A 26,131-nucleotide genomic window follows, 5' to 3' on the forward strand; every position below is an offset into this window, starting at 1 on the left:
CCGCCCCGTTTTTACGACCGTGGCGCGTTGCAACCGAGCATGACCGGTGCCGCCCACGACTTCGGGTTCGACCACGTCCCGGAGACAGACCAGTCGTTCGAGAACGCCTTGGCGAAGGCGCGAGCGGGCGAGCGCCTCACGGTCGACGACGGCGTCGAACTCATCACGACGGGGACCGACCGCGAGGGAATCGACCCCGCGCGCAAGGAACTCGTGCTCGAAGCCGCCGACCGGCGGCGCGCCGAGACGGTCGGCGACGAGGTGACGTTCGTCGCCAACCTCAACAACAACGTGACGACGGCCTGCAACACCGGCTGTCTGTTCTGTAACTTCAAGAACACCGCCCACCTATTCGAGTCCGACTCCGACGCCGACCACGGCGGCTTCACGAAGACGCCCGCCGAGTCCCGCGACATCGTCGCCGACGCGGTCGAGATGGGCGTCTACGAGGTCACGTCCGTCTCCGGCCTCCACCCCGCGCTCGTGCTCGACGAGGAACACCGCGAGATTCTCGAAGCCTACGACAACCCCGCCGCCGAGGTGAACTACAAACCGCCCGAGGCGTACGACACCGACCCCGCGAGCTACGCCGAACAGCTCTCGGCGATGGCGGCCGACGGCGCGCACGTCCACTCGATGACCCCCGAGGAGGCCCACCACGCCAAGCGCGGCACCGACTGGAGCTACGAGGAGGTCTACCGTCGCCTCGCCGGCGCGGGCCTCGCCAGCGCGCCCGGCACCGCCGCGGAGATTCTCGTCCCCGAGGTGCGCGAGGTCATCTGCCCCGGCAAAATCGGCACCGACGAGTGGGTCGCCGGCATGGAGGGCGCGATGCAAGCCGGCCTCGACGTGACGGCGACCATCATGTACGGTCACGTCGAGACCGAGAAACACCGGGTGCTCCATCTCGACGTGGTTCGGGACCTCCAGGACCGCTACGGCGGCATCACCGAGTTCGTCCCGCTGTCGTTCATCCACCAGAACACGCCGCTGTACGACCGCGGCCTCGTGACCGGCGGCGCGACCGACGACGAGGACGAACTGATGGTCGCCGTCGCGCGGCTCTACCTCGACAACGTCGACCACATCCAGTCGTCGTGGGTGAAGTTCGGGAACGCGAAGGCGCTGAAGCTCCTCAACTGCGGCGCGGACGACCTGATGGGGACGATTCTCTCCGAGGAGATAACGAAGCGCGCCGGCGGCGGCTTCGGCGAGTTCCGCTCGTTCGACGACTACGTCGACATGATAACCGCCATCGGCCGCCGACCCGTCGAGCGCTCGACCGACTACCGGACCCGCCGCCCAATCGACATCGACGACGGCCCGCACGGCCCGACGCTCGGCCCCCGCGCCGACGGGACACCGCTCCTCGACGGCCGCCGCGGCCCGGCGACCGCCGACGACTGAGATGATGGTGACCACCCACGCGGCCGTGGGGTTGACCCTCGCCGCCCCGCTGGTCTGGGTCGCGCCCGAACTCGCCACCGCGGCGGCCGTCGGCGCGCTCGCCGGCGGCGTCTTCCCCGACGTGGACCTCTTCGTCGGCGTCCACCGCAAGACCCTGCACTTCCCCGTCTACTACAGCGTCGCCGCCGCGGTGTTCGGAGCCGTCGCCGTCGTCTCACCTTCGTCGCTCACCGTCGCGGCCGCCTTCTTCTTCCCGTCGGCGGCGCTCCACTCCGCGTCCGACTGGCTCGGCGCGGGCGGCGAACTCCGGCCGTGGGACCGGACCTCCGACCGCGCGGTGTACGTCCACCCCGCGAAGCGCTGGCTTCGCCCCCGCTATCTCGTCCGCTACGACGGCGCACCCGAGGACCTCGCGCTGACGCTCCTGTTTTCGGTCCCCGGGTTTCTCGTCTTCCCCGGGGGCATCCGCGTCGCCGTCGCGGTCGGCGTCGCCGTCGCGCTGTTCTACACCGGCTTCAGAAAGCGGATGCCCGAGTGGTTCGGCATCTGAGACGCGGCGTCTGCGAGGACGACAGCGCCCGCGGACGTTCGGTTCAACCACGAAACTCATACGTCTCGGTCGCCGAGTAGGCGAAGCGATGACGACTCGACGACGCCGACCGGCGCGGGGGGCGGTCGCCCCGTGATGGCCCCGACGCACGTGGCGATGAGCCTCGCGCTCGCCGCCGCCGTCGTGTTCGTCGCCCCCGCCGCCGCACCGCTCGTCGTCGCGGCGGCGCTCGTCGGCGGCGTCTTCCCCGACCTCGACATGGTCGTCGGCGTCCACCGCAAGACGCTCCATCAGGTCGAGGCGTTCGTCGTCGGCTCGGTCGGGGCGGTCGCGGTCGCGGTCGTCACGGGCGACCCGCTGGCCGCGGCCGCGGCGACCGGGTTCGTCGCGGCGGCGCTCCACTGCGCGGCCGACTACCTCGGCGGCAGCAGCGAGGCCCGCCCGTGGGAGGCCCGAACCGACCGCGGCGTCTACGTCCGCAGCCTCGGCGGCTGGGTCGAACCCCGCCGCCTCGCCGCCTACGACGGCTCTCCCGGCGACCTCGCGCTCGCCGCGGCGCTGTCGGTGCCGGGGGTCCTGACGCTCGGCGACGGTCCGCGTGGGATTCTCCTCGCCGGCCTCGCCGTCGGCGTCGCCTACACGCTCGTCAGAAAGCGCGTGCCACAGCTCTCGGGGCGCGGGCCCGCCGTGACCGGCGCGGTCGTCGCGCTCTACTCAGTTCTCGTTCGTCGTCGGTAGCGCGCGACGCCAGACCGCCGACCGACGGCCGCGCCGCTCTCACCGCGGAATCGACAGCGGCCCGTCGCCCCGGGCGACGTTTCGGAACCGCCGCCCGTGAACGTCGTCGGCGTCGAGACGCTCGGTAATCGGGTCGCGGAGCCACTCGCGGTCCGGCGCGCTCGCGGGCGGGTCCCCGGTTTCGCCGGCCGGTCCGAGCGCCCCGTCCGGCAGGAACCGCTCGTAGACCGGCAGTCGCTCGCGGAGCGGCACGCCCGCCTCGTCGGCGATGTCGGCGAGCTCCCGGAGCGCGGGCCACTCGTAGTCGGGGTTGACGTAGTCGTCCGTGACCGGCGAGACGCCGCCGAGGTCGTCGACGCCGCAGGCCACGAGGTCGGCCGCCGCCGAGAGGTTCGGCGGCACCTGTACCGACACCTCCTCGGGGAGCGCGACCCGCGCCATCGAAACGACCCGGCGCATCGCGTCGAGCGACGGGCGCTCGTAGTCCGACCGCTCGTTGGGGACGACGTTCTGGACGATGACCTCCTGTACGTGGCCGTAGCGCTCGTGGAGCGCGCGGATTGCCAGCAGGCTCTCCGCGCGGTCGCGCCACGTCTCGCCGATACCGACGAGGATGCCCGTCGTGAAGGGGACGCCCACCTCGCCCGCGGCGCGGATGGTGTTGAGCCGCTGGCCCGGCGTCTTCCGGCGGTTCCCCGAGTGGGCGGCCACGTCGGCGGTCGTCTCCAGCATCACGCCCATGCTGGCGTTCAGGGGCGCGAGGTCGGCGAACGCCTCGCGGGTCAGGTCGCCGGGGTTCGAGTGCGGCAACAACCCCTCGTCGAGCGCGACTTCGCACGCCGCCGCGAGGTAGTCGAGGATGTCGTCGTAGCCCCACTCGTCGAGCTGGCGGTGAATCGCCGTGTAGCGCTCGTCGGGGGCGTCGCCGAAGGTAAACAGCGCCTCCGTACAGCCGGCGTCCGCGCCCGTGCGGACCACCTCGCGGACCTCGTCGAGCGACATGAGCGTCGCCTCGCCGGGCACGTCGTAGTAGGTGCAGTAGGTGCAGGTGTACCGGCAGGCGGTCGTCAGCGGGACGAAGACGTTCCGCGAGAACGAAAGCGACGCCGGCGCGTCGGCGTCGGCGGGGGTGACGGCGAGCAGTCGGTCCACCTCGGCGTCGTCGATAGTCAGGTCGACTCCGTACTCGTCGGCACCCGGGAACATGTCTCCCGGTGCGTGACGAACCACTAAAAGCGTGTCACTCCCCGGCCGATACGGCGGCGTCGAGACCGAAGAACGGAAGTCGGAGCTTCGGGGCCGGATAGTTGGTGCCAGACACGTCACCGGCCCGTCCGAAGCGACGTCGGACGCTCGCCCCGTGTTGGTTTCGACCGAGACTCGCGTCGTCGCCGCGACGTTCGGACTCCACTCCACTTCGCCCCCCGCGCCGTCTTCGCGACGCGGAACGCGCGGCACACGTCGCCTCAGTTCCCGCCGGGCGGACGGACGACCGCGCCTCTCAACGTTCACCGCGTACCGTTAAGGCCCTATCGGCGCTCGCGGACGGCCGCGACCCGACCGGTCCCGCGTTCGAGTCTGACGCCGGCGTCGACCAGCCACTCGCGGGCGCGGCCCTCGCCGTGGACGAGGACCTCGACGAGGTCGCTCGGCTCGTCCACGTCGACGGCGAGCCGCATCGAATCCACCTCGGCGAACGAACAGCCGGCGTCGCGGGCGATTCGCCGGTGGTCGAGGATGGACGCGCCGTGGTAGTCGACGGAGAACTCGGGATGCCGGACGACGAGCGCGTTCGTTCCCCCGCCGAGGCCGGGCGCGGCGACCACGTCGGCGTCGGTCTCGAACAGTCGCGCGAGCGCCGCGGGCGTCGCGAGCGCGAGGTCGGCCATGACGACCGCGACGGGGTCGCCGCCGAATTCGTCGAGTTCGTCGAGTTCGTCGCCGACGACCTCCGTGAGCGGCCGGTCGTCCACGGCGACGGGTGCCTCGACCGAGACGGGCGCGTCCGCGACGACCGCGGGGTCGCCGCCGGCCGCGCGGACCGCGTCGAGCACGTCGCGGAGCATCGAGACCGCAAAGTCGCGCCGCTCGTCGGCGTCGAAAAACGGGGCGAGTCGGGTCTTCGGCTCGCGTCCCCCGAAGGGAACGACGACTCGCACGGGAAATCAGCCCAGTTTGTCGTAGGTCGACTGCTGGGACCGCCAGTAGAGGAACCCACCGACGATGAGCGCGACGACGAGCAGGCCGCCCGCCGCGTAGATGAGCAGTTGGGTCGTCTGACTCGACTGCCGGGCCTGGTTCGCGCTGGTCTCGGCCTCGTTGGCGAGGTTCGTCGCGAGGTTGAACTCCTCGCCGTTGTACGCTTCGACGGCGTTGTTGAACGTCTGTTCGGCTTGCTGCGTGTTGGCCCCACTCGCACGCTGAATCGCGTCCCGCGCGCTGTCGAGTTCGTCGCGCGCGGCGGCGCTCTCCTCGGTGTAGTGGTGGACCGTCCACGAGTCGATATCGTTACTGGAGCCGCCCTCGCGGGTCTGGTCGAGCGAGATTATCGTGAACGTCTGTGCGGGGTCGTAGCTGTACGACTCCACCTCGGGAACGATTCCCGTCACGGTGACCTCCACTTCGCTCGTCCCGTCGGCAGTGGCGATTTCCGCGCCGCTGAAGTTCTGCCCGTCGAAGGACTGCTGGTCGACTCTCGCGCCCGTCTGGTCGTAGTACGCGACGGTCCACGTCACGTCCTCCAGGTCGGTCTGGCCCGCGAGCGTCCACGATTCGAGTTGCGGGCTCCGGTACAGCTCTTCGAGGGTGACCGACGCGGTCACCTGCGAACCGACCTGCGCCTCGTCGGGGACGTCGTCGGACGCGACGCTCACCGCCCCTGCCTGCCCCGCGAAGGCCGACAGGAGCACGACGAGCGCGAGCGCCAGCTTAGAAAAGCGACTCCAGTTCGTCCTCGTCATCGTTTATGAGGGTCTCCAGATTCGAATCACTCTCTTGGCGGATCTCTTCGATGTTGTCCTGTGCTTCGATGGCGACCTGCTGCAGTTCCTTGATGCGCGGGACGTTCGTCACGCCCGACAGGAGGATGACACTCGCCACCTTCTCCGCGCCCGGGATGGGGTAGTCGCCGCCGCGAACTTCCATGGAACCGGTCTGCTCCTCGATCCACTTCCGCCCGCGCTCTATGCCTTTCCGGTTCAGATGCTCCGGCGGACCAGCGAGAACGAGCAGCGCGCGCTCCGCGCCTTCGATCTCGCACGGGAGCGTGAGTCGACCGAGCGCGGCCTTGCGGACGAGGCTCGTGATGCGGTTGGTCGTGTGTGCGGTGTCGAGGTTGTCGTCGGGCTCGTCGCCGCCCGTCAGCCGAGACAGGAGGCCGCCGCCCTTGTTCTTCCGCGGCTCGACGCCCTCGGAGGCGTAGCCGACGGTCGAGACGCCGCCGCCGGCCAGCGTGTTGATGATCTCCGACGAGTCGACGACGGACTCCGCGACCTCCTGTCCGTCCTGGACCTCGCCGGCACCGAAGAGCACGCCGAATCGGTTGACGATTTCGGCGTTAATCTCGTCGTATCCCCCCTGGACCGACTCGCCGGTCTTCCGCCAGGCGTCGTTGTCGAACACGAGGAGGTTGTCGACCTCGCGGACGAACGTCTGGAAGGAGCGCGCGGCGTTGAGCGTGTAGATACCGCCCTCGTCGGACCCCGGCAGGATGCCGATCCCGTAGACGGGTTCGGTGTAGATGCGCTTGAGGTGTTTCGCGAGGACCGGCGCGCCGCCGGACCCGGTGCCGCCACCGAGGCCGGACACGACGAGGAAGGCGTCGACTTCGTGGACGGGGATGCTGTCGATGGCACCCTGTACCTCGTCGATGTCCTCCTCGGCGATTTCGGCACCGAGTTCGTTGTCCGCACCGACGCCGTGTCCCTTCACGCGGGACTGGCCGATGAGGACGCGCTGGTCCTTCGGGATGTTCTTCAGTCCGAGCAAGTCGGCTTTCGCGGAGTTCACCGCGACCGCAGCGCGGACGATTCCGGCGTTGCGTTCCCGGTCGTACTCGACGAACTTGTCGACTACTTTTCCCCCGGCTTGCCCGAATCCGATCATTGCGAGCTTCATAGGTTCAGTCCCCTCGCCATTGCGTGAATTGCAGTACGAACGCGGACATAAGCGTTGTGATGGGGACGTGTCTCTGCACCATCAGATTATCGGCCAAAAACGGCGACTCGAAACCGATGTTAATCGGACGTTATCCCGGGAGAGCCCCTAATACCGGCGAAATGAGCCGCAGTTCACAACCCCTTAACCTCGGGAAACGGTTGGGTCGCCGTCAGTTTCGCTCGGCGAGGTACGTGCCGAGCGTTTTCATCGACGACACGTCGACGCCGAAGACGCCCACGTCGTTCCGGTCGGTCGTGTTGTCGAACTGGAGCGACCGATACTGGTCTTTCCCCATCGGAAAGCCGGGGACCGCCCCGAGGACGGTCAGGCCGACGCCCGCGAGCCCCATCGGGAGCGGGACGATGGTGATGGACTTGTTCTCGGCGTCGTACACCATCTCCGTGATTTCGCGGAGCGTGAGCTTTTCCGGCCCGCCGATGCGGTAGGTCTCGCCGACGTGTTCGTCGCCCTCGACGCCGTCGGCGAGCATCGGCACGAGGTCGCCGACCCAGATGGGCTGGAACCGCGTCTTCCCGTTGCCGGGAAGCGGGTACAGGGGAACGCCGGGCGCGAACATCCCCTTGAGCCGCTTCGTGAAGGAGACGAACTCGCCGCCGTCGCCGAAGACGACCGACGGCCGGAAGATGACCCAGTCGAGCCCCGACGACTTGACCGCCCCCTCGGCCTTCCCCTTCGAGCGGATGTAGGCGGTGTCGCCGTCCGAGTCGGCTCCGAGCGCGCTCATCTGGACGAGCCGGGGCACGTCGTGGGTCTCGGCGGCCTTCACGACGTTTTCGGTCCCCTGCCAGTGGACGATGTCGTGCATTCGGTTGCCGCCGCTCGGCTCGAAAAGCGGCGAGAGCGCGACGAGGTTGACGACCGCGTCTTTCCCCTCGAACGCGCCCGCGATGGAGTCGTAGTCCGTCACGTCCCCCATCGCCCTCTCGACGCCGTCGGGGAGGTCCTCGCTGTTCGGACTCCGCGACATCGCGGTCACGCTGTGTCCCCGCGACTGCAGTTCGCGGCAGAGGTGGCTCCCGATGAATCCGCTTCCGCCGACAACAAGGACTTTCATACCGTAATATTCGGTGGAATGAGGGTAAAGCTAACGGGAAACTGAGGTCGATTTCGCCGGCGAACGCCCCGATGGGAAGGACGTTCTCGCGTTCGGGCGCGGCCCGTCGTCCGCGCCCCCGCGGCGATCCCGGGCGCGTTCAAAATCGAGGCCGAGCGCGTTCAAAACAGGACCGAGGGCGCGACCGACCCGTCGGTGCGTTTCACCATCCGACCGATTCGGTCGTAGACGACGAGCTCTTCGGCCGCCGCGGGCCACTCGTCGGGGGCGTCGTTCGGGTGGTCGACCTCCGACCGTTTCGTCGCGAACGAGGGGTCGGTCGGCGACACGCGCTCGTCGAAGCGGACGACGCTGTACCGTTTGTCCCTCGGTCGGAGGTCGTCCCACCGCTCGCAGGGGGGTGTCACTATCCCGCATATGGGCCCGCGTTGACATCATCGTTGCGGCGTCTCGCTTCGGCGCGCTTTTTCCGGAGCGCCGAGTTGGTAGGGTATGCTCGTCACGCTCGAAGGGCTCGACGGGAGCGGGAAGACGACCGTCTGGGAGGCGCTCCACGACGCGTACCCCGACGCCGTCTTCACGCGCGAGCCCACGTCGGACTCGTGGTACGGAGAGGCAGTCAACCGCGCCATCGACGACGACGACGCCGACCCGCTGGCCACGCTGTTCCTCTTTACCGCCGACCACGCCGACCACCTCTCGCGGGTCGTCCGGCCCGCCCTCGCCGACGGGAACCTCGTCGTCTCCGACCGCTACTCCGACTCGCGGTACGCCTATCAGGCCGCCGCGCTCCGCGACAGCGACCTCCGCCGCCCGATGGAGTACATCATGGGCATCCACGCGGCCTTCACCCGCCCGCCGGACAAGACCATCTACCTCGACGTGGACCCCGAGACGGCCGCCGCGCGCAGCGGCTCGACCAACAAGTTCGAACAGGCGGCGTACCTCGCGGACGTGCGCGCCAACTACGAACGGCTCATCGAGGCCGAGCCGGAGCGGTTCGTCCGCGTCGACGCGACGCAGTCGCCCGAGGACGTGCTCGACGCGGTCGAGGCGGCGCTCGAAGAGAGTCTCGCGGAACAGTAACCGCCGACCGGCCGCGGCTCACCGCGAGTCCGGGAGGTTCCCGTACTCCTCCGGCGGCGGGACGTAGAGCGTGTCGATGGTGAAGCCGAGCGCGAGCGGCATCCCTATCATCACGCCGGCCGCCGCCGTGGGACTGCCGAGGTCCACGCCGATGCTGAACACCCCGGAGAACACCAGCGTCGAGACGAACAGCACGAGCGGGATGAGAAACAGGGCGTACAGGACGTACCCCCACTGCGTGTTCAGCCGCAGGCGGAAAAAGCGGGTCATGACCGCCGCGATGAGGGTGTGGAGGACGATAACCGCGCCCATGAGCACGAGGTTGACCACCGAGACCATAGTCGACCTAGGGAGGCGGTGGTCTTTGGCCTGTCGCTCTCGGCGACCCGCTCGCCCCGCGCCGCCGGCTGTCGAACCGCCCGCCGGGTCCGCCCCCGCCACGGGTGACGTTTATCACGAAGGACCGTGACTCACCGCCATGCACCGACTCATCGCAGAGCGCGGGCTGGACGACACGCGGTTCACCGCGGACGACGCCCGCGCCGCCCTCCGCGACATGATTCGAGCGCGGCGGTTCGACGAGCGCGCACTCGCCCTCCAGCGACGCGGGTGGATGAGCGGCTACCCGCCCTTCCGCGGACAGGAGGCCTCCCAAATCGGAGCCGCCCACGCCATGCGCGACGACGACGTGTTGCTGCCGACGTATCGGTCGAACGCCCTCCAACTCGCCCGCGGCGTGCCGCCGAGCGACATCCTCCTCTTCCGGCGCGGCCACGCCGAATACGACTCCGACCACGACGTGCCGGTGTTCCCGCAGGCGGTCCCCATCGGGAGCCAGATTCCCCACGCCGCCGGCGTCGGCATGGCCGCCAACTACCGCGGCGACGACTACGGGGCGCTGGTCTGTTTCGGCGACGGCGCGACCTCCGAGGGCGACTTCCACGAGGGGATGAACTTCGCCGGCGTCTTCGACGCGCCGGTCGTCTTCTTCTGTGAGAACAACGGCTGGGCGATTTCGCTCCCCCGCGAGCGCCAGACCGCCAGCGAATCCATCGCGGCCAAGGCCGACGCCTACGGGATGGACGGGATGCAGGTCGACGGCAACGACCCGCTGGCGGTCAGGGAGGCCGTCGAGCGCGGCTTCGAGAAGGCCCGAGCCGGGGAGCCGGTGCTCATCGAGAGCCTCACCTACCGACAGGGGCCGCACACGACCGCCGACGACCCCTCGCGCTACCGCGACGACGACCCGGAGCTCCCCGAGTGGCGGACGCGCGACCCGCTCGACCGCTTCGAGTCGTTCTGCCGCGAGCAGGGCGTCGTCGACGACGCGGCCGTCGGGACCATGCGCGACGACGCCGACGAGGAACTGCGCGAGGCCGTCGAGCGCGCCGAGGCGACGCCCGAACCGGGGACCGACGAGCTGTTCGACAACGTCTACGAGGAGCTGCCGCCGGAACTCGCCCGGCAGCGCGAGGAACACGTCGCGTTCGTCGAGCGCAACGGGCCGTTCGACATCGAGCGCTGAGCCGCGGTCGGCTCCCGCAGTCGTCCAGCGAGTCGGGTTTCCGCAGCCGCCCGGCGAGGTCGCGGTCGCGTTTCTCCTCAGTCGTCCAAGGAGATGTACGTCTTCGTGTCGGCGACGCCCTGTAACCCCTGCACGTGGCTCGACGCCGTCTTCAGCACCTCGTACACCGCGTCGGTGTCGACCTCGGCGATGATGTCGTACGCGCCCGCGACGATGTGGGCCTCGGTCACCGTCTCGAAGTCGCGGATGGGACCGAGCAGCTGTTCCGACTCGCCGGCTCCGGTCTTCACCATGATGAACGCGTGAACCATGCGTGAGATATTCTACCACGGTCGTCAAAAGCCTTGCTTCGACCGACCGTGCCCCGCTCGGCCGAACCGGGGGAAGGTTATTTGCCTCCGCCGACATACCGTCTTACCATGCGGTTCGTTATCATTGGTGCTGGACGGGTTGGGCTGCGCACCGCTCGCGTCCTCCGCGAGGAGGGCCACGACATCGTCCTGGTGGAGTTGGACCGCGACCGGGTCAAGCGGGCCCGCGAGGCGGAGTTCGAGGTGGTCGAAGGCGACGGCTCCCGCGAGGAGGTGCTCGTCGACGCCGGTATCGAGGCGGCCGACGCCCTCGGCGCGCTCACCGCCGACCTCAACGTGAACTTCGCGGCGTGCATGATCGGCAAGCACTTCGGCTGTCGGACGGTGCTCCGGGTCGACGAGGACTACCGCGAGGAGGTGTACCAGAAGTACGCCAAGGAGGTCGACGTAATCGTCTACCCCGAGCGACTCGGCGCTATCGGCGCGAAGAACGCGCTGCTCGGCGGCTCCATCCGGGCCATCGCCGACATCGCGCAACACCTGCAGGTCATCCTCGTGACGGTGACCGAGGAGTCGCCGATGAACGGCTACAGCATCGAGGAGGTGGCGCTCCCGGCGAACGCCCGCATCCTCGCGTTCGGGAAGAGAGACGGGCCGATGGGCATCCCGCTTTCGGACGACTCGCTTGAGACCGGCGACCGCGTGGCCGTCCTCGCGGACTTCGACGTGCTCGACGACGTGCGACAGCTGCTCGTCGGCGACGAAGTCGCCACCGCGGCGGGGGGTGCGTGACGATGGTCTACGCCTACATCATGGTCAAGGCCGCGCCCGTCTCCGGCGGCATCGACCAACTGAAAGAGGACCTCTTGGCCGTCTCCGACGGCATCGTCAGCGCCCACATCGTCGCCGGCGACGTGGACTTCATCGTCAAAGTCGAGGTGGACTCGCCCGCGGACGTAAAGGACATCGCCGGCGGCATCCAGTCGGTGTCGGGCATCGAAGACACCCAGACGTACATCGCGATGGACTGAGCCCGGACAACGGGGCCAGCCCCGCGGAGCCATCCGAGCCGCGCTCGAACCGAATACGCTCGTTTTTCAGAAGCCCGCGCCGGCGGCGTCTCTCGCGTTCTGGATGAGACTCGTCACCGGCTCGCCGTAGTCGTAGCCGGGGATGATTCCCTCGACGAACGTGCCCTCGACGTAGTCGATGACCGCGCCGGCGTCGTCGACGCCGCGGCGCTCGTTGACGTCGGCGAAACTCGTCCGGACGACCGCCTCGTCGCCCGCGCGCGCCACGTCGGGGTCGAGGTCGTGGTCGCCGGCGACCACGCCGCCCACGTCTTCGAGGCGGAGTTCGAACGTCTCGTACCAGCCGTCTTCGACCACGGGGGCCACGTCGTCGGCGACCGCCGAGAGCATCGGGACGCGCACCTCCACGTCGAACTCGACGCGGCCGCCGTCCCGCGCCGCGACGCCGACGGTGCCGTCGAACGGCGTCGTCACGGACTCGAAGGTTCGGTCGTCAACCGGTTCGAACGACCCGTGGTCGCCGAACGCGCGGCGGACTCGACCGGGGATGTCGTCTTCGCTCATGCACGGACGAAGGTGCCGACGGGAGAAAAGCCCGTTGCGTCGCGAGCGCCCTCGAATCGCCCGCCTGCGGCGGTTTTGGGCGAATGGCGGCACGTTTAAGTATCTCGCCGCACTCCGTTCAGGTGACGCTTCGCTTTGGAGGGCCGAAGCGTCAGCGGGGACCAATCTAGGGCGGCATTCGCCGCGCGGGCCGATCCCGTGCGGCTGCCTATCCCTTTCTCACGAAACTCACATCCGAGAGCCGCCGGCTCGCGTTCTCGCGCGCTCGAATCAGAACCCGAACCGAGCGACGTCCCCTCAGTACGCGTTCCAGAACCCGAATCGTGAGCGACCGAGTCGTCGGTGGCGAGGCGATCACGGCGTCGCTCGCGTCCGACGGCGATGCTGACGCTCGGCTACAGTTCGCTCGCGTCCGACGGCGATGCTGACGCTCGGCTACAGTTCGCTCGCGGTGACGCCGAGCGCGAGAGCGGCGGCACCGGTCGCGCCGCCGCCCGCGGCCAGCGGCGTCGGGAGGGCGGACACGACGCCGACGACGGCTCCGACGAGGAGACAGACGGCCATGCCGAGGAGCGCGGCGTCGAATCGCGTGATGAGGTGTCCGGGTGTCACGGTCTAATTACATCTCATTATTCGAACTGTCAAAATAGTTGTGGGTGCGGTCCTACTCGCCTCGCTCTCTCAGTCCGGGTCGGCCGGGTCGGCGGCGACCTCGCGCGTCTCGGGTAGACGAAGTGGAGACGCGCCGCTCCCGAGTCCCGTTTCGTCGTTCGGTTTTCACGCCTCGCTGCCGCTCGGCGATGAAAGTGCGGGGGACGAGATTCGAACTCCACTCGCTCGGCTCACTCCGTTCGCGACGCTCCCTAGTTCAAATCTCTCTGGCCGCATCGCTCCCTTCACTACGTTCAGAGAATCGATGCGGGGGACGAGATTCGAACTCGCGAACCCCTACGGGAGCGGATCTTAAGTCCGCCGCTTTTGGCCTGGCTCAGCCACCCCCGCGCACTCTCCCGTTCTTCGAGGGGGAGAAAAGTGCTTTCGCTTTACCAGTCGACGGAGAGCGTCCCGTCGCCGTGGGGGTTCGGTGAGAGCTCCTCGTCGGTCCGGCGGTCGATGACGTGGATGACCCCGCGGCCCTTCTTCGCCGGGCAGACCTCCGCCGCGTCGACGTTCTCGTCGAGTTCGTCCTCGCCGATGAAGTAGGATTTGGCGCGGGCGAGGCCGGTTTCGAGGTCCATCTCCCAGTTGTCCGCGACCTCCGCGCACCGGCCGGCCCCGAAGCACTTGTTCGCCTCGAAGATTATCTTGTAGGGCTTTTCGTCGACCGGCGGGGCGTTCTCGTCGGTTCCGAAGTCGCTCGGCTTCGGACGGTCGGACTCCTCGCTCATCGTCGGCCCTTGCCGCGCGGTGGTCTTTGCGCTGTCGGTCGCGCGGCGACGCCGCGGGCCGGACCCGCGACACGCTTCGAACTTCTGTCACGTCCGCCGAAGCGCCCCCTCCGAGCGCTCTTCCGGCGAAACGCCGAGTACACGTACCGTATTATCTCGGACGAATCCGGACGCAGTGGGTCGCTCCCGGCGAACGGGTATCCGACTGTGTCACCGCCAGTCACGAATGCGTTCTCATATTTGATAGCCGAGAGCGTGGTCTTATCACCGACCAGAAATCTTCTGAACCAATGGACGACGACAGCCACCTCCGGAGACGAGCGTCGTCGGTTCGCGCCGCCGTCCGGGACGCGCTCGGCTCGCGCGCGACCGACGACGACTCCGAATCGGACGCCGCGAACGCGCCGCCGGCCGACGACGCGCGAAGCGACGGCGGGGGGACTCCCTCGGTCGCCGTCGAGTCGGTGGGCGGGGAATCTCTCCCCGCCGACGACGGTGCCACCGGGTCGGCGGGCTCGAACGCCGCCGCGCTCGACGACATCGACGACTTCTCCGCGGCTATCGAACGCTGTATCGACGGCGACCTGACGGTCCGGGTCGACGTGCCCGACGACCCGGCGCTCGCGCGCCACGCCCGCCTCCTCAACGAGCTGTTCGAGGAGTGGCAGGCCGCCATGCGGGACGTCGACGCCTTCGCCGACCAGGTCTCGGCGTCGACCCGAATCGTGGCCGACGCCGCCGAGGAGAGCCGCGAGGAGAGCCGGTCGGTCGCGGACTCCGTCGACGACATCGCGGCGGGCGCGCGCCGGCAAAGCGAGAGCGTCGAGGAGGTCGCAGACGAGATGCGGAACCTCTCGGCGACCATCGAGGAGGTCGCCGCCTCCGCCGACGAAATCAGGCACGCGACCGACGAGGCCGTCGCGCGCGGCGACCGCGGCAAACGCGCCGCCGAGACCGCCATCGACGAGTTGACCGCCATCGGCGAGCGGACCGACGCGACCGTCGAGCGCGTCGAGGAACTCGACGACCACATCGACGACATCACCGGCATCGCGACCAAGATTTCCGACATCGCGGAGCAGACGAACATCCTCGCGCTCAACGCCTCCATCGAGGCCGCCCGCGCCGGCGACGCGGGCGCGGGCTTCGCCGTCGTCGCCGACGAGGTGAAGGCGCTCGCCGAGGAGACGCAGGCCGCGACCGCCGACATCGAATCGACCATCGAGACGGTTCGCAGTCGGTCGGCCGCGACGGTCGACGACATCACCGACACGAGCGACCGCCTCGACGAGGGGAGCGAGACGATTCAGGACGCGCTGTCGGCGCTCGACGGCGTCGTCTCCGACCTCGAAGAGACGAACGGGAGCCTCCACGAGATCTCCGACGCCACGGACTCGCAGGCGGCGACCTCCCAAGAGGTCGTGAGCCAGGCCGACGGCGTCGGCGAGATAAGCGACGAGACCGCGGCGCTCGCGGTCGACGCCGCCGGGTCGGCCCGCCGACAGACCGTGTCGCTCTCCGAGGCGGTGACGAAGATAGGCGCGCTTTCCGACCAGGCCGACCACCTCCAAGACTCCATCGACGACTACCGCCTCCACGCCGAGGCGACCGGGTCGGGACAGACCGTCGTCCAGTTCTGGCACGGTATGTCCGGCGACAAGGCCGAGGTTCTGGAGTCGCTCGTCGACGAGTTCAACGCCGACCACGACGGCGTCCGCGTCGACACCGCGTCGAAGGGGAGCTACCGCGGCACGTTCGACGCGACGCTCGCCGCGGCCCGGTCGGGGACGCCGCCGACCATCGCGCAACTGTACGAGGTCGGCACCCAGCGCGCCCTCGACAGCGGGGCGTTCGCTCCCGTCGAGTCGGTGCTCCCAGACGGGGCGTCCGCGGGCGAACTCGTCCCCGAAATCGCCAACTACTACCGCCACGACGGCGCGCTCTGGTCGATGCCGTTCAACGCCTCGAACCCCGTGTTGTACTACAACGCCGACGCGTTCGAGCGGGCCGGCCTCGACCCCGACGACCCGCCGGCGACGTTCGACGCGGTCACCTCCGCCGCGGCGACGCTGCAGACGAGCGGCGCGGTCGACTACGGCGCGACGTGGGCGAACTACAGCTGGTTCGTCGAGCAGTGGTTCGCCGCCGCCGGCGAGTGTCTCTTCGACGCCGACAACGGGCGGAGCGGCACCGCCCGCACCTCGAACCTCGACGGCCCGGTCGGGACGCGCGTGTTCGAGTGGTGGTGCGACCTCGAACGCAACGACCTGCTGTACAACCCCGGCGTCGAGGCCCGCCGAGACGCCCGCGAGGCGTTCCTCGACGGCCGCGCCGCGATGCTCGTGGACTCCAGTTCGAGCGCCGCGTCGGTCGTTCGAGGGGCCGCAGAGCGCGGCTTCACCGCCGAGGTCGGACGGTTCCCCTCGCCCGGGTCGACCCGCGAGGGCGTGGTCGTCGGCGGCGCGTCGCTGTGGGTCGCGGACGGCGTCGACGCCCGAAAGCGGGCCGCCGCGGGCGAGTTCATCGCGTGGCTCACCCGGCCCGAACAACAGCGTCGCTGGCACCGCCGGACGGGGTACTTCCCGGTCCACCGCCGGACGCGGGACCTCCTCCGCGACGACGGCTGGTTCGACGAGCACCCCGGCTTCGCGGTCGCGTTCGACCAACTGGCCGAGACCGTCGACACGCCGGCCACCCGCGGCGCGCGAGTCGGCCCCTTCACGACCGTCAGAACCATCGTCTCCGAGGGGCTGTCCGAGCTGTTCGGCGGCCGCGACCTCGACGCCGTATTGACGACGATGGACGAACAGGTGTCGGCCCGGCTGTCGGAGTACGAGAACTCGGCGGACCGCTGACCGGGTGGGACCGGTCAGTGCGAGTCGGAACGGGCCGGAACCGGTCGGAAGGGACCGCCCCTCAGCGACCGCCCGGTGATTCTTTCGCCGTCGAGCCCTAATTCCGAGCGATGCGGCAGTCCCGTCGCTCGCGCTTCGGCGACCTGATTCGCGCCGCCGGCCCCAGCGACCGCCGCCGATTCCTCGCCGACCTCTGGACCGCTCGCGGGTGGGAGACGACCGTCGAAGACCGCCTCGTAACCGCCCGCCGCGGCGACCGAACCGAGCGACTCGCGGTGGTCTCGCGCTCGCGGTTCCGCCTGTCGCCGTCGGTTCCGGCCGAAGCGACCGTCGTCGTCGCGCTCGGCGACCCGGAACGGGCCCGGCGCGCGGCCCCCGACGCCGCCCGCGTCCTCGGGCTCGACGACCTCTACGACCTCGTCCGGTACGGCCTCCCCGAGGACCGCGGCGACGACATCGTCGCCGACCACTTCGGCGTCCGCCTCGCCGACTTGCCGGCCGGTTCGGGCGGCGTCGGTTCGGACGGTGCGGACGGCGCGAACGGCGCGAACGGCGCGGTCGTCTCTCGGCTTCCGCCCTCGCTCTCGTCGCTCCCGGTCGCGCCGCTTCTCTTCGTCGCACTCCTTCTCGCGGCGGTCGTCGTGACCGCCGGGCCGGGCGGCGTGCTGGAGTTCGGGCCGGCGCTCGGTGGACAACAGCCGTCGGTGCCGACGTCGGCCGCGACGCCGACTCCCGACCCGACGCCGACGCCCGAACCGCGGACGGTCGCCCCCGGCGTGACCACCGCCGGCGTCGAGAACGCGACGCGTCTCGCGGCGGCCCACCGCCGGGCCGCGGCGAACCGGTCGTACCGGTGGACGATCCGATACCGCGAGTCGATCGCCGGCGACGAGACGGGCCGCGAGGTGGAGACCGTCCGCGTCGAGGCCCCGAACGTCTACGTCTCCGAGGTCGAGCGCGCCGGACAACTCAGGGCGTTCCCGCGCCCGACCGCCTCGGAGGACGCCTACGCCGACGGAACCACGCGCTACGCCCGCCGCCCCGCCGAGCCGGACGGCGTCGCCGCTCGCGTCCTCGACCCCGACGTGCGCGACGGCCCGGGGCGACAGGCCTCGCGCGCCGCCCGCTACGTCGAATGGTACCTCTCGACCGACGAGACGAGCGTGACGCGCGTAGAGAGCGTGACCAACGCGACCGCCGAAAGCGGGACCGCGCTGTACCGAGTTCGGGGCCGCGGCACCGACTTCCCGCGGTCGCGCGACTACCGGGTCGAAGCGGTCGTCGAAGAAGACGGGTTCGTCCGCTCGATGCGCGTCACATACGAGACCCGCGACGGCCTCGGCGTCGAGGTCTGGTTCGCGTACGGCGCGGTCGGCGAGACGGCGGTCACGCGACCGGCGTGGCTCGACCGCGCCGACGGGTCGACCGGCGGCCGGACCGTCGCCCCCGCGACGAACGCGAGCGGGTAGCGTCCGGCGCGCTCGGTCGCGTCTCGGTGTTCGCGGCGGTTACTGCTCGACGTCGACGGATTCGAGGACCACGTCGGACACCGGCTTGTCGTCGCGGTCGGTCGGGACCGAGCCGATGTCCTCGACCACGTCCATGCCCTCTGTGACCTTCCCGAAGACGGCGTGCTTGCCGTCGAGGTGGGGCTGGGCGTCGAGCGTGATGAAGAACTGCGAGCCGTTCGTGTTGGGGCCGCGGTTCGCCATCGAGAGCACGCCGGGGCCGTCGTGGCTGAGGTCCGAGTGGAACTCGTCGTCGAAGGTGTAGCCGGGGCCGCCGCGGCCGGTTCCCGTCGGGTCGCCGCCCTGAATCATGAAGTCCGAGATGATGCGGTGAAACAGGATGTCCTCGTAGAGGGGCTCGCCCTCCATCGTCTCGTCCGTCTCGGGGTGGACCCACGTCTTTTCGCCCGTGGCGAGGCCGACGAAGTTCTCGACCGTGTTCGGGACCTTGTCCTCGAAGAGTTCGACCGTGATGTCGCCCTTGTTCGTGTGGAGCGTGGCCGTTGGGTTGTCGCTCATACTCGCCCCGTCGGGCGGGCGAGTGAAAACCGTGCCGCCTCGGGGTCGGGCCGGTGCCCGCGGCGCTCGGTGCCGCGTTCGTCGCCGCCGTCGACGACTGTCACACCGACAGACGTTTCTTTACCCCGCGACCGAGTGGTGTGAGATGACATCACGATTCGACGGAGGGCGCTCCGAATGAACGCCCGCTCGACCCTCGAACGCCTGTCGGAACTCGCAAACACCTACTTCGTCGGCCTCGTGCTCCTCGCGTCGGCCGCCGCGTTGGCGCAACCGGACCTGTTCACGTGGATTGCGCCGTACATCTCCCCGCTTCTCGGACTCATCATGCTCGGGATGGGGCTAACACTCCAGCCCGTGGACTTCCGCCGCCTCGCCGAGCGCCCGCGAGACGTGGCCATCGGCGCGCTCGCCCAGTGGCTCATCATGCCGGCCGCCGCCTACGCGCTCACGGTCGTCCTGTCTCTCCCGCCGGAACTCGCCGTCGGCGTCATCCTCGTCGGCGCGGCCCCCGGCGGCACCGCCTCGAACGTCATGGCCTACCTCGGCAAGGGCGACGTGGCGCTGTCGGTCGCCATCACGACCGTCACCACGCTGGCCGCGCCGCTCGTCATGCCCGCGTGGGTCGTCGCACTCGCCGGCGAACAGCTTCAGGTCGGCTTCATGGACCTGTTTCTCAACATCGTCCAAATCGTCTTCATCCCGGTCGTCCTCGGCTTCGCGCTCCGCCTCCTGCTCGACCGCAACGCGCCCGAAGTCGCCGAGGTCGGTCTCGACGTGTTCCCGCTCGTCTCGGTCCTGAGCATTGTCGCCATCGTCGCGGCCGTCGTCGGCCTCAACGTCAACACCATCCTCGGCGCGGGCGCGGCCGCCATCGGGGCCGTCGTCCTCCACAACGCCATCGGGCTCGGCACCGGCTACGGCACCGGCCGCCTCGCCGGGATGTCCGACGACCGCGTCAGAACGACGACGTTCGAAGTCGGCCTCCAGAACAGCGGGCTCGCGGCGGCCCTCGCGCTGTCGTTCTTCTCGCCCGCCGCCGCGCTCCCGCCCGCGCTGTTCAGCGTCTGGCACAACATCACCGGCCCGCTCCTCGCGAGCTACTTCTCCCGAACCGCGAGCGAACCGTCGGGCACCACGCCGGCAGACGACTGAGTCGTCAAAAACGACCTTCGATTTTTGAGACTGCCCGTCTCCCGAGAAGCAACGCCACGTTAATGTATTGCGAAGGACAAGCACTACTGTATGGTACGAAACGTCGGCACGCTCGACCGGACCGTTCGCCTCGCGCTCGGTGCGCTGTTCGTCATCGGCGGGGTCGGAAGCTACGCGGGGCTGTTCTCGCTCGGGTTCGGGCCGGTGCCCGCGGCGCTCGGTGCCGCGTTCGTCGCCGCCGTCGGCGTCGCCCTGCTCGTGACCGGGTTCCGGCGAACGTGTCCGCTGTATCTCCCGTTCGGCATCGACACCTCGGACGACCGGAACTGACGGTCGCCCCGCGCCGTCCGTCTTTCTCGCTCCCCTAACTACAAGACACCCCACCGCGATGCGTCGGATATGCACACCGCGGAGACCGTGACGCTCACCCGCCTCCCCTCCGGCGTCCCGGTACAGACGACAGTTCACACCTACGAACCAGCAGACGGGACCGACGGGCCGACGCTCTACGTGCAGGCCGCCCAACACGGGCGCGAAATCAACGGCACCGAAGTGCTCCGCCGACTGCACGGCCGCCTCGAACGCGCGGAGCTCTCGGGGCGCGTCGTCGCCGTCCCCGTCGCCGACCCGCTGACGTTCGACCGCGTCTCCTACGTCACTCCCGAGGTGCTCGACTCCGTCAACTCCAACATGAACCGCGTCTGGCCGGGCGACGCCGAGGGCTCGCTCCACCAGCGCATGGCCGCGAAGCTCTGGGAGTACATCAGCGAGTCCGACGCCATCATCGACCTCCACACCGGGAGCCCGGACATGCTCACTCACACCGTCTACCTCCGGGGCGACGAGTCCTCCCGCGACCTCGCGCGGGCGTTCGGCGTCGACATCCTCCTCGCGGAGGCCGCCGGCGACGAGGCCGACGACGAGTGGACCGAGCGGAGCTTCGACGGCAAACTCCGCGTCGCGGCCACGAACGCGGGCATCCCCTCCATCACGCCCGAACTCGCCCACAACAAACAGCTCGTCGAGCCGGCCGTCGTCGCCGGCGTCGAGGGCGTCCTCAACGTCTGCCGCGACATGGGAATCCTCTCGGGCGCGGTCGAGCCGTGGGACGGCCGCACCTACCGCAACCACCTCGGCCGCGTGAAAGCCGACGCTTCGGGACTGTTCGTCGCCCGCGAGGACGTCGAACTCGCCCGCGAGGTCCGCCCCGGCGACCACCTCGGCTGGGTGTACGACCCGACGACCTACGAGGTGCTCCAGGAGGTCGAAGCCGAGCGCGCGGGCATCGTCTACTCCATCGCCCGCGAGGCCACCGTCACGGCCGGAGAGACGCTCGTCGGCATCGCGCTCCCGCTGGACGACGGCGAGGGCGACGTCGAGGGCGACGACCCGTTCGACGAGACCGACGGCGACCTCGACATATAGAGAACGGCGGTTCAGTCGAACAAGCGGGACCGACGTGTCGAGGCGAGCGCGTTCGAGTCGGTTTTAGAAGTCGCGCAGGTCTTCGAGCACGGCTTCCGCGTCGCCGGAGGCGATGGCCTCGCGGGCCATCTCCAGTCCCTCGTCGATGGTTTCGGCGTCCTCGCGGGCGTAGATGCGGAGCGCCGCGTTGAGGGCGACGGCGTCGGCGAAGCGGTCCTCGCGGTCGCCGGCGAGCACGGCTTCCGTGATTGCCGCGGAGTCGCCGGCCACGTCGTCCTCGTCGACGCCGAGGTCGTCGTACTCGAAGTCCATGCCGTACTCGGCGGTCTCGATGTCGAAGTCGTCGAAGGTGGCCTCGCCGTCGTCGCCGGCGGTCCACTCGGCGACCTTCGTGTAGCCGGGGCGGATGTCGTCGTAGCCCTCCATGCCCTGGAACATGAGCACGCGGTCGAGGTCGTGGTGCTCGCTCGCCTCGAAGGTGTCGACCATCTTCTTGGCGAACGCGAGGTGGTAGAACGACCCGAGGTGGACCGAGGCGTTCGCGGGGTTGGCGATGGTCTCGACGGTGTTGACGAACGTCCGGACGCCCATGTTGTCGCGGCGCTCCCAGAGGGCGTGGATGGCGGGGTTGAATCGCGGCTGGTAGTAGAAGCCGAAGCCGGTGTCGTCGACCATGTCGGCGGACTCCTCGGGGTCGAGTTCCGTGCGGACGCCGAGTTCGTCGAGGACGTGCTTGTAGGCGTCCTGCTTCTGGGTCGGGACGCGGTCGCCGGAGTGGACGACGACGGGCGTGCCGGCCGCGGCGGCGACGACGCCGGCGGCGACGCCGAGGATGGCGGTCTTGCCCTTGCCGTCGTAGTTCGCGCCGCAGTCCACCGGGTCGACGTCGGGTTCGGCGTACTCGACGCCTTCGGCCATCACGTCGGCGTAGGCGGCGAGTTCCTCCGCGTTGTTGTGCTTCCAGCGGTTGGCGAGCCAGAACGCGCCGAGCGTCGTGTGGTCCGGTTCGCCGGCGAGGATGCGGCGCATCGCCTCGGACGCCTGCTCGCGGGTCATGTCCTCGGCGGACTTCGTGCCCGTGCCGACGACTTCCGTCATCAGACGCTTCAGCGGCCATTCCCCGAACTCGCTTTCGACTACTGCCATGCGCCTGTGTTCGCGCGAGCGCTCAAAAAACGTCCCGTTCGGTCCCGTCGCCCGGGAGCGTCGACGCCGTCCGAAAGCGATAGGCTTCCCGACTCCTAACGCGGGGTAATGAGCGCGTTGGCGGACGATTGGCGGGACGGCATCGACGAGGTCGATGCGGCGCTTATCGACGGCTACCAGAGCGGCTTTCCGGTCGAGCAACGACCGTTCCGCGTCGTCGCCGAGGAGCTAGGCATCGACGAGGACGACGCCATCGACCGCGTCCGCCGGCTCCGCGAGGACGGCATCTTCCGGCGGTTCGGCCCGGTGCTCAACCCGCCGGTCATCGGCAGTTCGACCCTCGCGGCCGTCGCCGCACCCGAGGAGCGCTTCGAGGAGATAGCCGAAATCATCAACGGCTACCGGCAGGTGAACCACAACTACCGCCGCGCCCACGAGTGGAACATGTGGTTCGTCGTCACCGCCGGCTCCCGCGAGACGCGCGACCGCATCCTCGACGAAATCGAGGAGCGCACCGGCTGTGCGGTGCTGAACCTCCCGATGCTCACCGACTACTACATCGACCTCGAATTCCCCATCGTCAACGACGACCGCTTCGCGCGCGAGAGCCTCGGCGCGACCGACGTGAGCGCCACCCGTATCTCCGAGGACGCGACCGGCGACCTCTCGGCGCTCGAAGCCCGCCTGCTCGTGGCGATTCAGGGCGGCTTCCCGCTGTCGAAGACGCCCTACCGCGACGTGGCCGACGGCCTCGACGCCGAGGTCGACGCCGTGCTCGTCGCCGTCGATCGCCTCCTCGCGGACGGCTGTATCAAGCGCATCGGCTGCGTCGTCAACCACATCGTCACGGGCTTTCGGAACAACTGCATGGTCGTCTGGGACGTCCCCGACGACGAACTCGACGCCCGCGGCGAGGCCGTCGGGAGCCTCCCGTACGTCACGCTCTGTTACCACCGCCCGCGCCGCCCCGAGCAGGGCTGGGAGTACAACCTCTTTACCATGATTCACGGCCGGGACGCCGACGCCGTCGACGAGAAGATAGACGAACTCGCCGCCGACCACCTCCCGTTCGACCACGAGCGACTGTACTCGACGGCGAAACTGAAGCAGACCGGCGCGCAGTACGAGGAGCTCGTGAGTTCGGGCGACTGAGTGAGAAAACGGACCAAAGCCGGCCCGAACACCGCTCGTTTTCGACGCTTGCGCCGCCGTCCGCGTCACATCAGTCCGCCTACCGCGACAGCGGCGACAGCCGGTAGAGCATCCGCGCGGCCTGCGCGACGCCGGTCTTCGCCAGCGACCCGCTTTTGAGCGCGCCGAGTTTCGCGTAGTAGCCGGACTTGAACGCGCCCTTCTTGGCGAGGAGCGCGCTCCCGAGCGCCCCGCGTTTGGCGTAGTACGCGGACTTCCGGCCCGCCGCGCCGGCGTAGTGCTTCGTGCTCGTCGGAATCGGCGTCCGACGGCCCTGCACCTCGGTCGAACCGCTTCGGATGGCGTCCAAGATGTCGTCGGCGGTGAGGGAGGCCCGCGACACGTCGGGGATGTCGATTTCGGTGTAGGCACGGCCGACGTACCCGACCCTGTGGGCGTCGCTGCCGGCGACGCCGGGGTACTGCCGATTCGCCGCGAACCGGCGGGCGCGGCGGTTCTTGTAGCCCGTGAAGAGCCACGAGTTGTACGTCTCGATGGCGTCGAAGGCGTCGCCGCCCGCGGCGTCGTGGTACCGGCCGAGCCGGCGGCGACCGATGCCGTGTCGGCTCCGCTGGAACGGGTGCGGGACGATGGCGACGCCGCCGCGCTCGCGCACCCACCGGGCCGTCTCGTCCAGCGGGCGACGCCGCGGCGGAAGCTCCTCCACGCCGAGCGCGAGGAGGTGGCCGTCGGCCGTCGAGACTTCCACGCCGGGGATGCCGACGAGGCCGTACATCGGTGCGAGTTGCGCCGCTCGGACCGACTCGTCGATGACGTCGTGGTCGGTGACGACGACGGCGTCCAGCCCGATTTCGGCGGCCTGCTCCAAGATGAGCTCCACCGGGTCGTGCGCGTCGTACGAGCCTTCCGAGTGCACGTGGGGGTCGATGCGGACGGTCAGCGCGGACACGACTCCTCGTTGGGCCTCGGTGACGAAAAAGACACGCCCGAATCGTGCTAGCTCGCGGCACGGGAAGGGGCGGTGACGGTGAAATCCAGAACCCACGTGAATCGGTCGGGAGCGTCCGCGACTGGGTGATTCCCGGAAACGAGTCACGTCGCGGACGTAAATTCGTTTCAGCGAATCTTTAGGAATCGTCGTGTCGAACGTGTGCACATGGCATCCGAAGACCGCTTTCGACCGGCCGCCGACCTCGCGGACCTCCGCGAGTCCGGCCGCGAACTGGTCGCGCTGGACGGGCGCTCTATCGCCCTCTTCGACCACGAGGGTTCCGTCAGGGCCGTCGACAACGCCTGTCCGCACATGGGGTTCCCGCTCGCTCGCGGCTCCGTGGACGAGGGCGTGCTGACCTGTCACTGGCACCACGCCCGGTTCGAGCTCTCCTGCGGCGACACCTTCGACCCGTGGGCCGACGACGTGCGGACCTACCCCGTGGAGGTGCGCGACGGGACGGTCTACGTCGACCCCCGCCCCGACTCGGACGAACCGCCGGCGGTCCGCTGGTCGAACCGGCTGGAAGACGGCCTCGAACAGAACCTCCGGCTGGTGGTCGCGAAGTCCGTCATCGGCCTCCTCGACGCCGGCGTCGAGCCGACAGAGCCGCTTTCGACCGGCGTCCGGTTCGGCTGTCGCTACAGGCGCGACGGCTGGGGGTCGGGACTCACCATCCTGACCGCGATGGCGAACGTCCTCTCGGACCTCGACCCCGAGGACCGAAAGCGCGCGCTCTATCAGGGACTCGTCCACGTCGCGGGCGACGTCTCCGACGAACCGCCGCGGTTCGAACAGGACGCCCTCGGCGCGACCGACACCGATTTCGACCGCCTGCGGTCGTGGTTCCGCGAGAACGTCGAAGTCCGCGACCCCGACGGCGCGGAGCGCGTCCTCCGGACCGCAATCGCGGCCGGTCACGACGACGCCGAACTCGCCGGCATGGTCGCCGCCGCGGCCACCGACCACCGCTACCTCGACACGGGACACGTCCTCGACTTCGTCAACAAGGCCTGCGAGGCGCTCGACCACGTCGGCTGGGACCGCGCCGACGAGGTCCTCCCGAGCCTCGTCCGCGGACTCGCCCGCGCCGACCGGGCCGAGGAGTCCGCCGAGTGGCGTCGCCCAATCGACCTCGCGGGCACGCTCGACGACGTGTTCGCCGACCTCGACGACCACGTCGACGCCGGCGCGGGCGCAACGTGGTCACGCCCCGACGACCTGCTCGATACCCTCCTCGGCGACGACCCGCACGACATCGTCGACGCGCTGGCCGAGGCGATTCGGGCCGGCGCGACGCCCGCCCAACTCGCCGACGCCGTCGCCTTCGCCGCCGGCACGCGGGTCGCGCGGTTCTCGACCACCAACGAGTTCGGCGACTGGAACACGGTCCACCACACGTTCACCTACGCCAACGCGGTCCACCGGCTCGCCGAGCGGACCGGGGCCGCGGAGCTCTATCGGGGCGCGTTCGACGCCGCAGTCAACGTCTACCTCGACCGGTTCCTGAACACGCCGCCGGGTCGGCGTCGGGGGTCGGGTCGGGA

The 26,131-nt window shown here is 69.5% G+C and carries 28 protein-coding genes and 1 tRNA gene; 14 read left to right on the forward strand and 15 right to left on the reverse strand.

Annotated elements, in window-relative coordinates; genetic code table 11:
* The first annotated feature begins 39 nt into the window (after positions 1-39).
* From cofH to FY251_RS16480, 3 genes are all read left to right on the forward strand, one after another.
* Complete coding sequence (gene cofH, locus FY251_RS16470) at positions 40-1,407, forward strand: 7,8-didemethyl-8-hydroxy-5-deazariboflavin synthase subunit CofH (protein ID WP_148416158.1); 1,368 nt, start codon at positions 40-42, stop codon at positions 1,405-1,407.
* Between the two features lies 1 nt (position 1,408).
* A complete protein-coding gene (locus tag FY251_RS16475) occupies positions 1,409-1,957 on the forward strand; it encodes a metal-dependent hydrolase (RefSeq protein WP_148416159.1) in 549 nt (182 codons plus the stop codon).
* 135 nt (positions 1,958-2,092) lie between these two features.
* Positions 2,093-2,695 (forward strand): hypothetical protein, encoded by a 603-nt coding sequence (locus tag FY251_RS16480; protein WP_148416160.1) that lies wholly within the window; start codon positions 2,093-2,095, stop codon positions 2,693-2,695.
* Positions 2,696-2,734: 39 nt separating this feature from the next.
* On the opposite strand, the gene cofG is transcribed toward FY251_RS16480, so the two are convergent.
* The 6 genes from cofG to FY251_RS16510 all read right to left on the reverse strand — a co-directional run bounded on the left by cofG (position 2,735) and on the right by FY251_RS16510 (position 8,335).
* On the reverse strand, positions 2,735-3,901 hold the full coding sequence (cofG, locus tag FY251_RS16485) for a 7,8-didemethyl-8-hydroxy-5-deazariboflavin synthase subunit CofG (RefSeq protein WP_148416161.1): 1,167 nt from the start codon (positions 3,899-3,901) through the stop codon (positions 2,735-2,737).
* A 323-nt stretch (positions 3,902-4,224) separates the two neighbouring features.
* Positions 4,225-4,854: a 2-phospho-L-lactate guanylyltransferase gene (gene cofC, locus FY251_RS16490; RefSeq protein ID WP_148416162.1), complete on the reverse strand. Its 630-nt coding sequence runs from the start codon at positions 4,852-4,854 to the stop codon at positions 4,225-4,227.
* A gap of 6 nt (positions 4,855-4,860) precedes the next feature.
* Entirely contained in the window at positions 4,861-5,655 is a 795-nt protein-coding gene (locus FY251_RS16495; protein WP_148416163.1) for a hypothetical protein, read from the reverse strand.
* Positions 5,624-6,811 carry a tubulin/FtsZ family protein gene (locus tag FY251_RS16500; RefSeq protein ID WP_004969204.1) on the reverse strand — a complete coding sequence of 396 codons (1,188 nt, stop codon included), beginning with the start codon at positions 6,809-6,811 and terminating at the stop codon, positions 5,624-5,626. The genes FY251_RS16495 and FY251_RS16500 overlap by 32 nt, the downstream gene beginning before the upstream one ends.
* Positions 6,812-7,022: 211 nt before the next feature.
* Positions 7,023-7,928, reverse strand: a complete 906-nt coding sequence (locus FY251_RS16505; protein ID WP_148416164.1) for a complex I NDUFA9 subunit family protein — start codon at positions 7,926-7,928, stop codon at positions 7,023-7,025.
* A gap of 161 nt (positions 7,929-8,089) precedes the next feature.
* On the reverse strand, positions 8,090-8,335 hold the full coding sequence (locus FY251_RS16510; protein ID WP_148416165.1) for a hypothetical protein: 246 nt from the start codon (positions 8,333-8,335) through the stop codon (positions 8,090-8,092).
* An 85-nt stretch (positions 8,336-8,420) separates the two neighbouring features.
* Here FY251_RS16510 and tmk point away from each other — a divergent pair, with 85 nt between their 5' ends.
* Positions 8,421-9,014: a dTMP kinase gene (gene tmk, locus FY251_RS16515; protein WP_148416166.1), complete on the forward strand. Its 594-nt coding sequence runs from the start codon at positions 8,421-8,423 to the stop codon at positions 9,012-9,014.
* An 18-nt stretch (positions 9,015-9,032) separates the two neighbouring features.
* Here tmk and FY251_RS16520 read toward each other — a convergent pair whose 3' ends face one another.
* The gene (locus FY251_RS16520) at positions 9,033-9,353 is read right to left on the reverse strand and encodes a hypothetical protein (protein WP_148416167.1); all 321 of its coding nucleotides are present in this window, start codon (positions 9,351-9,353) and stop codon (positions 9,033-9,035) included.
* Positions 9,354-9,492: 139 nt separating this feature from the next.
* Here FY251_RS16520 and FY251_RS16525 point away from each other — a divergent pair, with 139 nt between their 5' ends.
* Positions 9,493-10,539 carry a thiamine pyrophosphate-dependent dehydrogenase E1 component subunit alpha gene (locus FY251_RS16525; RefSeq protein WP_148416168.1) on the forward strand — a complete coding sequence of 349 codons (1,047 nt, stop codon included), beginning with the start codon at positions 9,493-9,495 and terminating at the stop codon, positions 10,537-10,539.
* Between the two features lie 77 nt (positions 10,540-10,616).
* Here FY251_RS16525 and FY251_RS16530 read toward each other — a convergent pair whose 3' ends face one another.
* Positions 10,617-10,850, reverse strand: coding sequence for an Lrp/AsnC ligand binding domain-containing protein (locus FY251_RS16530; protein WP_089776644.1), 234 nt, complete (start codon positions 10,848-10,850; stop codon positions 10,617-10,619).
* A gap of 108 nt (positions 10,851-10,958) precedes the next feature.
* Here FY251_RS16530 and FY251_RS16535 point away from each other — a divergent pair, with 108 nt between their 5' ends.
* Both FY251_RS16535 and FY251_RS16540 read left to right on the forward strand, forming a co-directional pair.
* Positions 10,959-11,642 (forward strand): TrkA family potassium uptake protein, encoded by a 684-nt coding sequence (locus FY251_RS16535; RefSeq protein ID WP_089776643.1) that lies wholly within the window; start codon positions 10,959-10,961, stop codon positions 11,640-11,642.
* A gap of 2 nt (positions 11,643-11,644) precedes the next feature.
* Complete coding sequence (locus FY251_RS16540; RefSeq protein ID WP_089776642.1) at positions 11,645-11,881, forward strand: Lrp/AsnC ligand binding domain-containing protein; 237 nt, start codon at positions 11,645-11,647, stop codon at positions 11,879-11,881.
* A gap of 66 nt (positions 11,882-11,947) precedes the next feature.
* Here FY251_RS16540 and FY251_RS16545 read toward each other — a convergent pair whose 3' ends face one another.
* The 4 genes from FY251_RS16545 to FY251_RS16555 all read right to left on the reverse strand — a co-directional run bounded on the left by FY251_RS16545 (position 11,948) and on the right by FY251_RS16555 (position 13,833).
* The gene (locus FY251_RS16545; RefSeq protein ID WP_148416169.1) at positions 11,948-12,445 is read right to left on the reverse strand and encodes a DUF5813 family protein; all 498 of its coding nucleotides are present in this window, start codon (positions 12,443-12,445) and stop codon (positions 11,948-11,950) included.
* 435 nt (positions 12,446-12,880) lie between these two features.
* Complete coding sequence (locus FY251_RS22650) at positions 12,881-13,057, reverse strand: hypothetical protein (protein WP_167344077.1); 177 nt, start codon at positions 13,055-13,057, stop codon at positions 12,881-12,883.
* Between the two features lie 305 nt (positions 13,058-13,362).
* Positions 13,363-13,447: transfer RNA gene (locus FY251_RS16550), tRNA-Leu, on the reverse strand.
* Positions 13,448-13,488: 41 nt separating this feature from the next.
* On the reverse strand, positions 13,489-13,833 hold the full coding sequence (locus FY251_RS16555; RefSeq protein ID WP_148416170.1) for a ferredoxin: 345 nt from the start codon (positions 13,831-13,833) through the stop codon (positions 13,489-13,491).
* A 290-nt stretch (positions 13,834-14,123) separates the two neighbouring features.
* On the opposite strand from FY251_RS16555, the gene FY251_RS16560 reads away from it, so the two are divergent.
* Positions 14,124-16,688 carry an extracellular solute-binding protein gene (locus FY251_RS16560; RefSeq protein ID WP_148416171.1) on the forward strand — a complete coding sequence of 855 codons (2,565 nt, stop codon included), beginning with the start codon at positions 14,124-14,126 and terminating at the stop codon, positions 16,686-16,688.
* A gap of 110 nt (positions 16,689-16,798) precedes the next feature.
* Entirely contained in the window at positions 16,799-18,157 is a 1,359-nt protein-coding gene (locus FY251_RS16565; RefSeq protein ID WP_148416172.1) for a hypothetical protein, read from the forward strand.
* 39 nt (positions 18,158-18,196) lie between these two features.
* On the opposite strand, the gene FY251_RS16570 is transcribed toward FY251_RS16565, so the two are convergent.
* A complete protein-coding gene (locus FY251_RS16570) occupies positions 18,197-18,715 on the reverse strand; it encodes a peptidylprolyl isomerase (protein WP_148416173.1) in 519 nt (172 codons plus the stop codon).
* 177 nt (positions 18,716-18,892) lie between these two features.
* On the opposite strand from FY251_RS16570, the gene FY251_RS16575 reads away from it, so the two are divergent.
* From FY251_RS16575 to FY251_RS16585, 3 genes are all read left to right on the forward strand, one after another.
* Positions 18,893-19,870, forward strand: a complete 978-nt coding sequence (locus FY251_RS16575) for a bile acid:sodium symporter family protein (RefSeq protein WP_148416174.1) — start codon at positions 18,893-18,895, stop codon at positions 19,868-19,870.
* A 90-nt stretch (positions 19,871-19,960) separates the two neighbouring features.
* Positions 19,961-20,200 carry a DUF2892 domain-containing protein gene (locus tag FY251_RS16580; RefSeq protein ID WP_148416175.1) on the forward strand — a complete coding sequence of 80 codons (240 nt, stop codon included), beginning with the start codon at positions 19,961-19,963 and terminating at the stop codon, positions 20,198-20,200.
* Between the two features lie 69 nt (positions 20,201-20,269).
* The gene (locus tag FY251_RS16585) at positions 20,270-21,295 is read left to right on the forward strand and encodes a succinylglutamate desuccinylase/aspartoacylase family protein (protein WP_148416176.1); all 1,026 of its coding nucleotides are present in this window, start codon (positions 20,270-20,272) and stop codon (positions 21,293-21,295) included.
* 63 nt (positions 21,296-21,358) lie between these two features.
* Here FY251_RS16585 and FY251_RS16590 read toward each other — a convergent pair whose 3' ends face one another.
* Positions 21,359-22,441, reverse strand: a complete 1,083-nt coding sequence (locus FY251_RS16590) for an anthranilate phosphoribosyltransferase (RefSeq protein ID WP_148416177.1) — start codon at positions 22,439-22,441, stop codon at positions 21,359-21,361.
* A 108-nt stretch (positions 22,442-22,549) separates the two neighbouring features.
* Between FY251_RS16590 and FY251_RS16595 the strand changes: the two genes are divergently transcribed.
* Positions 22,550-23,593: an Lrp/AsnC family transcriptional regulator gene (locus tag FY251_RS16595; RefSeq protein WP_148416178.1), complete on the forward strand. Its 1,044-nt coding sequence runs from the start codon at positions 22,550-22,552 to the stop codon at positions 23,591-23,593.
* 79 nt (positions 23,594-23,672) lie between these two features.
* Here FY251_RS16595 and FY251_RS16600 read toward each other — a convergent pair whose 3' ends face one another.
* Positions 23,673-24,542 carry a PHP domain-containing protein gene (locus tag FY251_RS16600; protein ID WP_089781881.1) on the reverse strand — a complete coding sequence of 290 codons (870 nt, stop codon included), beginning with the start codon at positions 24,540-24,542 and terminating at the stop codon, positions 23,673-23,675.
* Positions 24,543-24,749: 207 nt separating this feature from the next.
* On the opposite strand from FY251_RS16600, the gene FY251_RS16605 reads away from it, so the two are divergent.
* Positions 24,750-26,131, forward strand: a 1,382-nt coding sequence (locus FY251_RS16605; protein WP_148416179.1) for a Rieske (2Fe-2S) protein, incomplete at its 3' end; no start/stop codon positions are given.

The sequence above is a fragment of the Haloferax sp. KTX1 genome, assembly GCF_902410085.1.
Taxonomy (GTDB): Archaea; Halobacteriota; Halobacteria; order Halobacteriales; family Haloferacaceae; genus Haloferax; species Haloferax massiliensis.

What these genes read in the sequence shown, in the direction of transcription:
- FY251_RS16535 (WP_089776643.1), top strand. Translation starts at nt 10,959, where the DNA reads ATGCGGTTCGTTATCATTGGTGCTGGACGGGTTGGGCTGCGCACCGCT.
- FY251_RS16565 (WP_148416172.1), top strand. Translation starts at nt 16,799, where the DNA reads ATGCGGCAGTCCCGTCGCTCGCGCTTCGGCGACCTGATTCGCGCCGCC.
- FY251_RS16480 (WP_148416160.1), top strand. Translation starts at nt 2,093, where the DNA reads ATGGCCCCGACGCACGTGGCGATGAGCCTCGCGCTCGCCGCCGCCGTC.
- FY251_RS16540 (WP_089776642.1), top strand. Translation starts at nt 11,645, where the DNA reads ATGGTCTACGCCTACATCATGGTCAAGGCCGCGCCCGTCTCCGGCGGC.
- FY251_RS16555 (WP_148416170.1), bottom strand. Translation starts at nt 13,833, where the DNA reads ATGAGCGAGGAGTCCGACCGTCCGAAGCCGAGCGACTTCGGAACCGAC.
- tmk (WP_148416166.1), top strand. Translation starts at nt 8,421, where the DNA reads ATGCTCGTCACGCTCGAAGGGCTCGACGGGAGCGGGAAGACGACCGTC.
- FY251_RS16520 (WP_148416167.1), bottom strand. Translation starts at nt 9,353, where the DNA reads ATGGTCTCGGTGGTCAACCTCGTGCTCATGGGCGCGGTTATCGTCCTC.
- FY251_RS16530 (WP_089776644.1), bottom strand. Translation starts at nt 10,850, where the DNA reads ATGGTTCACGCGTTCATCATGGTGAAGACCGGAGCCGGCGAGTCGGAA.
- FY251_RS16560 (WP_148416171.1), top strand. Translation starts at nt 14,124, where the DNA reads ATGGACGACGACAGCCACCTCCGGAGACGAGCGTCGTCGGTTCGCGCC.
- FY251_RS16525 (WP_148416168.1), top strand. Translation starts at nt 9,493, where the DNA reads ATGCACCGACTCATCGCAGAGCGCGGGCTGGACGACACGCGGTTCACC.
- FY251_RS16580 (WP_148416175.1), top strand. Translation starts at nt 19,961, where the DNA reads ATGGTACGAAACGTCGGCACGCTCGACCGGACCGTTCGCCTCGCGCTC.
- FY251_RS16505 (WP_148416164.1), bottom strand. Translation starts at nt 7,928, where the DNA reads ATGAAAGTCCTTGTTGTCGGCGGAAGCGGATTCATCGGGAGCCACCTC.
- cofG (WP_148416161.1), bottom strand. Translation starts at nt 3,901, where the DNA reads ATGTTCCCGGGTGCCGACGAGTACGGAGTCGACCTGACTATCGACGAC.
- FY251_RS16590 (WP_148416177.1), bottom strand. Translation starts at nt 22,441, where the DNA reads ATGGCAGTAGTCGAAAGCGAGTTCGGGGAATGGCCGCTGAAGCGTCTG.
- cofH (WP_148416158.1), top strand. Translation starts at nt 40, where the DNA reads ATGACCGGTGCCGCCCACGACTTCGGGTTCGACCACGTCCCGGAGACA.
- FY251_RS16500 (WP_004969204.1), bottom strand. Translation starts at nt 6,811, where the DNA reads ATGAAGCTCGCAATGATCGGATTCGGGCAAGCCGGGGGAAAAGTAGTC.
- FY251_RS16545 (WP_148416169.1), bottom strand. Translation starts at nt 12,445, where the DNA reads ATGAGCGAAGACGACATCCCCGGTCGAGTCCGCCGCGCGTTCGGCGAC.
- FY251_RS16495 (WP_148416163.1), bottom strand. Translation starts at nt 5,655, where the DNA reads ATGACGAGGACGAACTGGAGTCGCTTTTCTAAGCTGGCGCTCGCGCTC.
- FY251_RS16585 (WP_148416176.1), top strand. Translation starts at nt 20,270, where the DNA reads ATGCACACCGCGGAGACCGTGACGCTCACCCGCCTCCCCTCCGGCGTC.
- FY251_RS16575 (WP_148416174.1), top strand. Translation starts at nt 18,893, where the DNA reads ATGAACGCCCGCTCGACCCTCGAACGCCTGTCGGAACTCGCAAACACC.
- FY251_RS16475 (WP_148416159.1), top strand. Translation starts at nt 1,409, where the DNA reads ATGATGGTGACCACCCACGCGGCCGTGGGGTTGACCCTCGCCGCCCCG.
- FY251_RS16570 (WP_148416173.1), bottom strand. Translation starts at nt 18,715, where the DNA reads ATGAGCGACAACCCAACGGCCACGCTCCACACGAACAAGGGCGACATC.
- FY251_RS16595 (WP_148416178.1), top strand. Translation starts at nt 22,550, where the DNA reads ATGAGCGCGTTGGCGGACGATTGGCGGGACGGCATCGACGAGGTCGAT.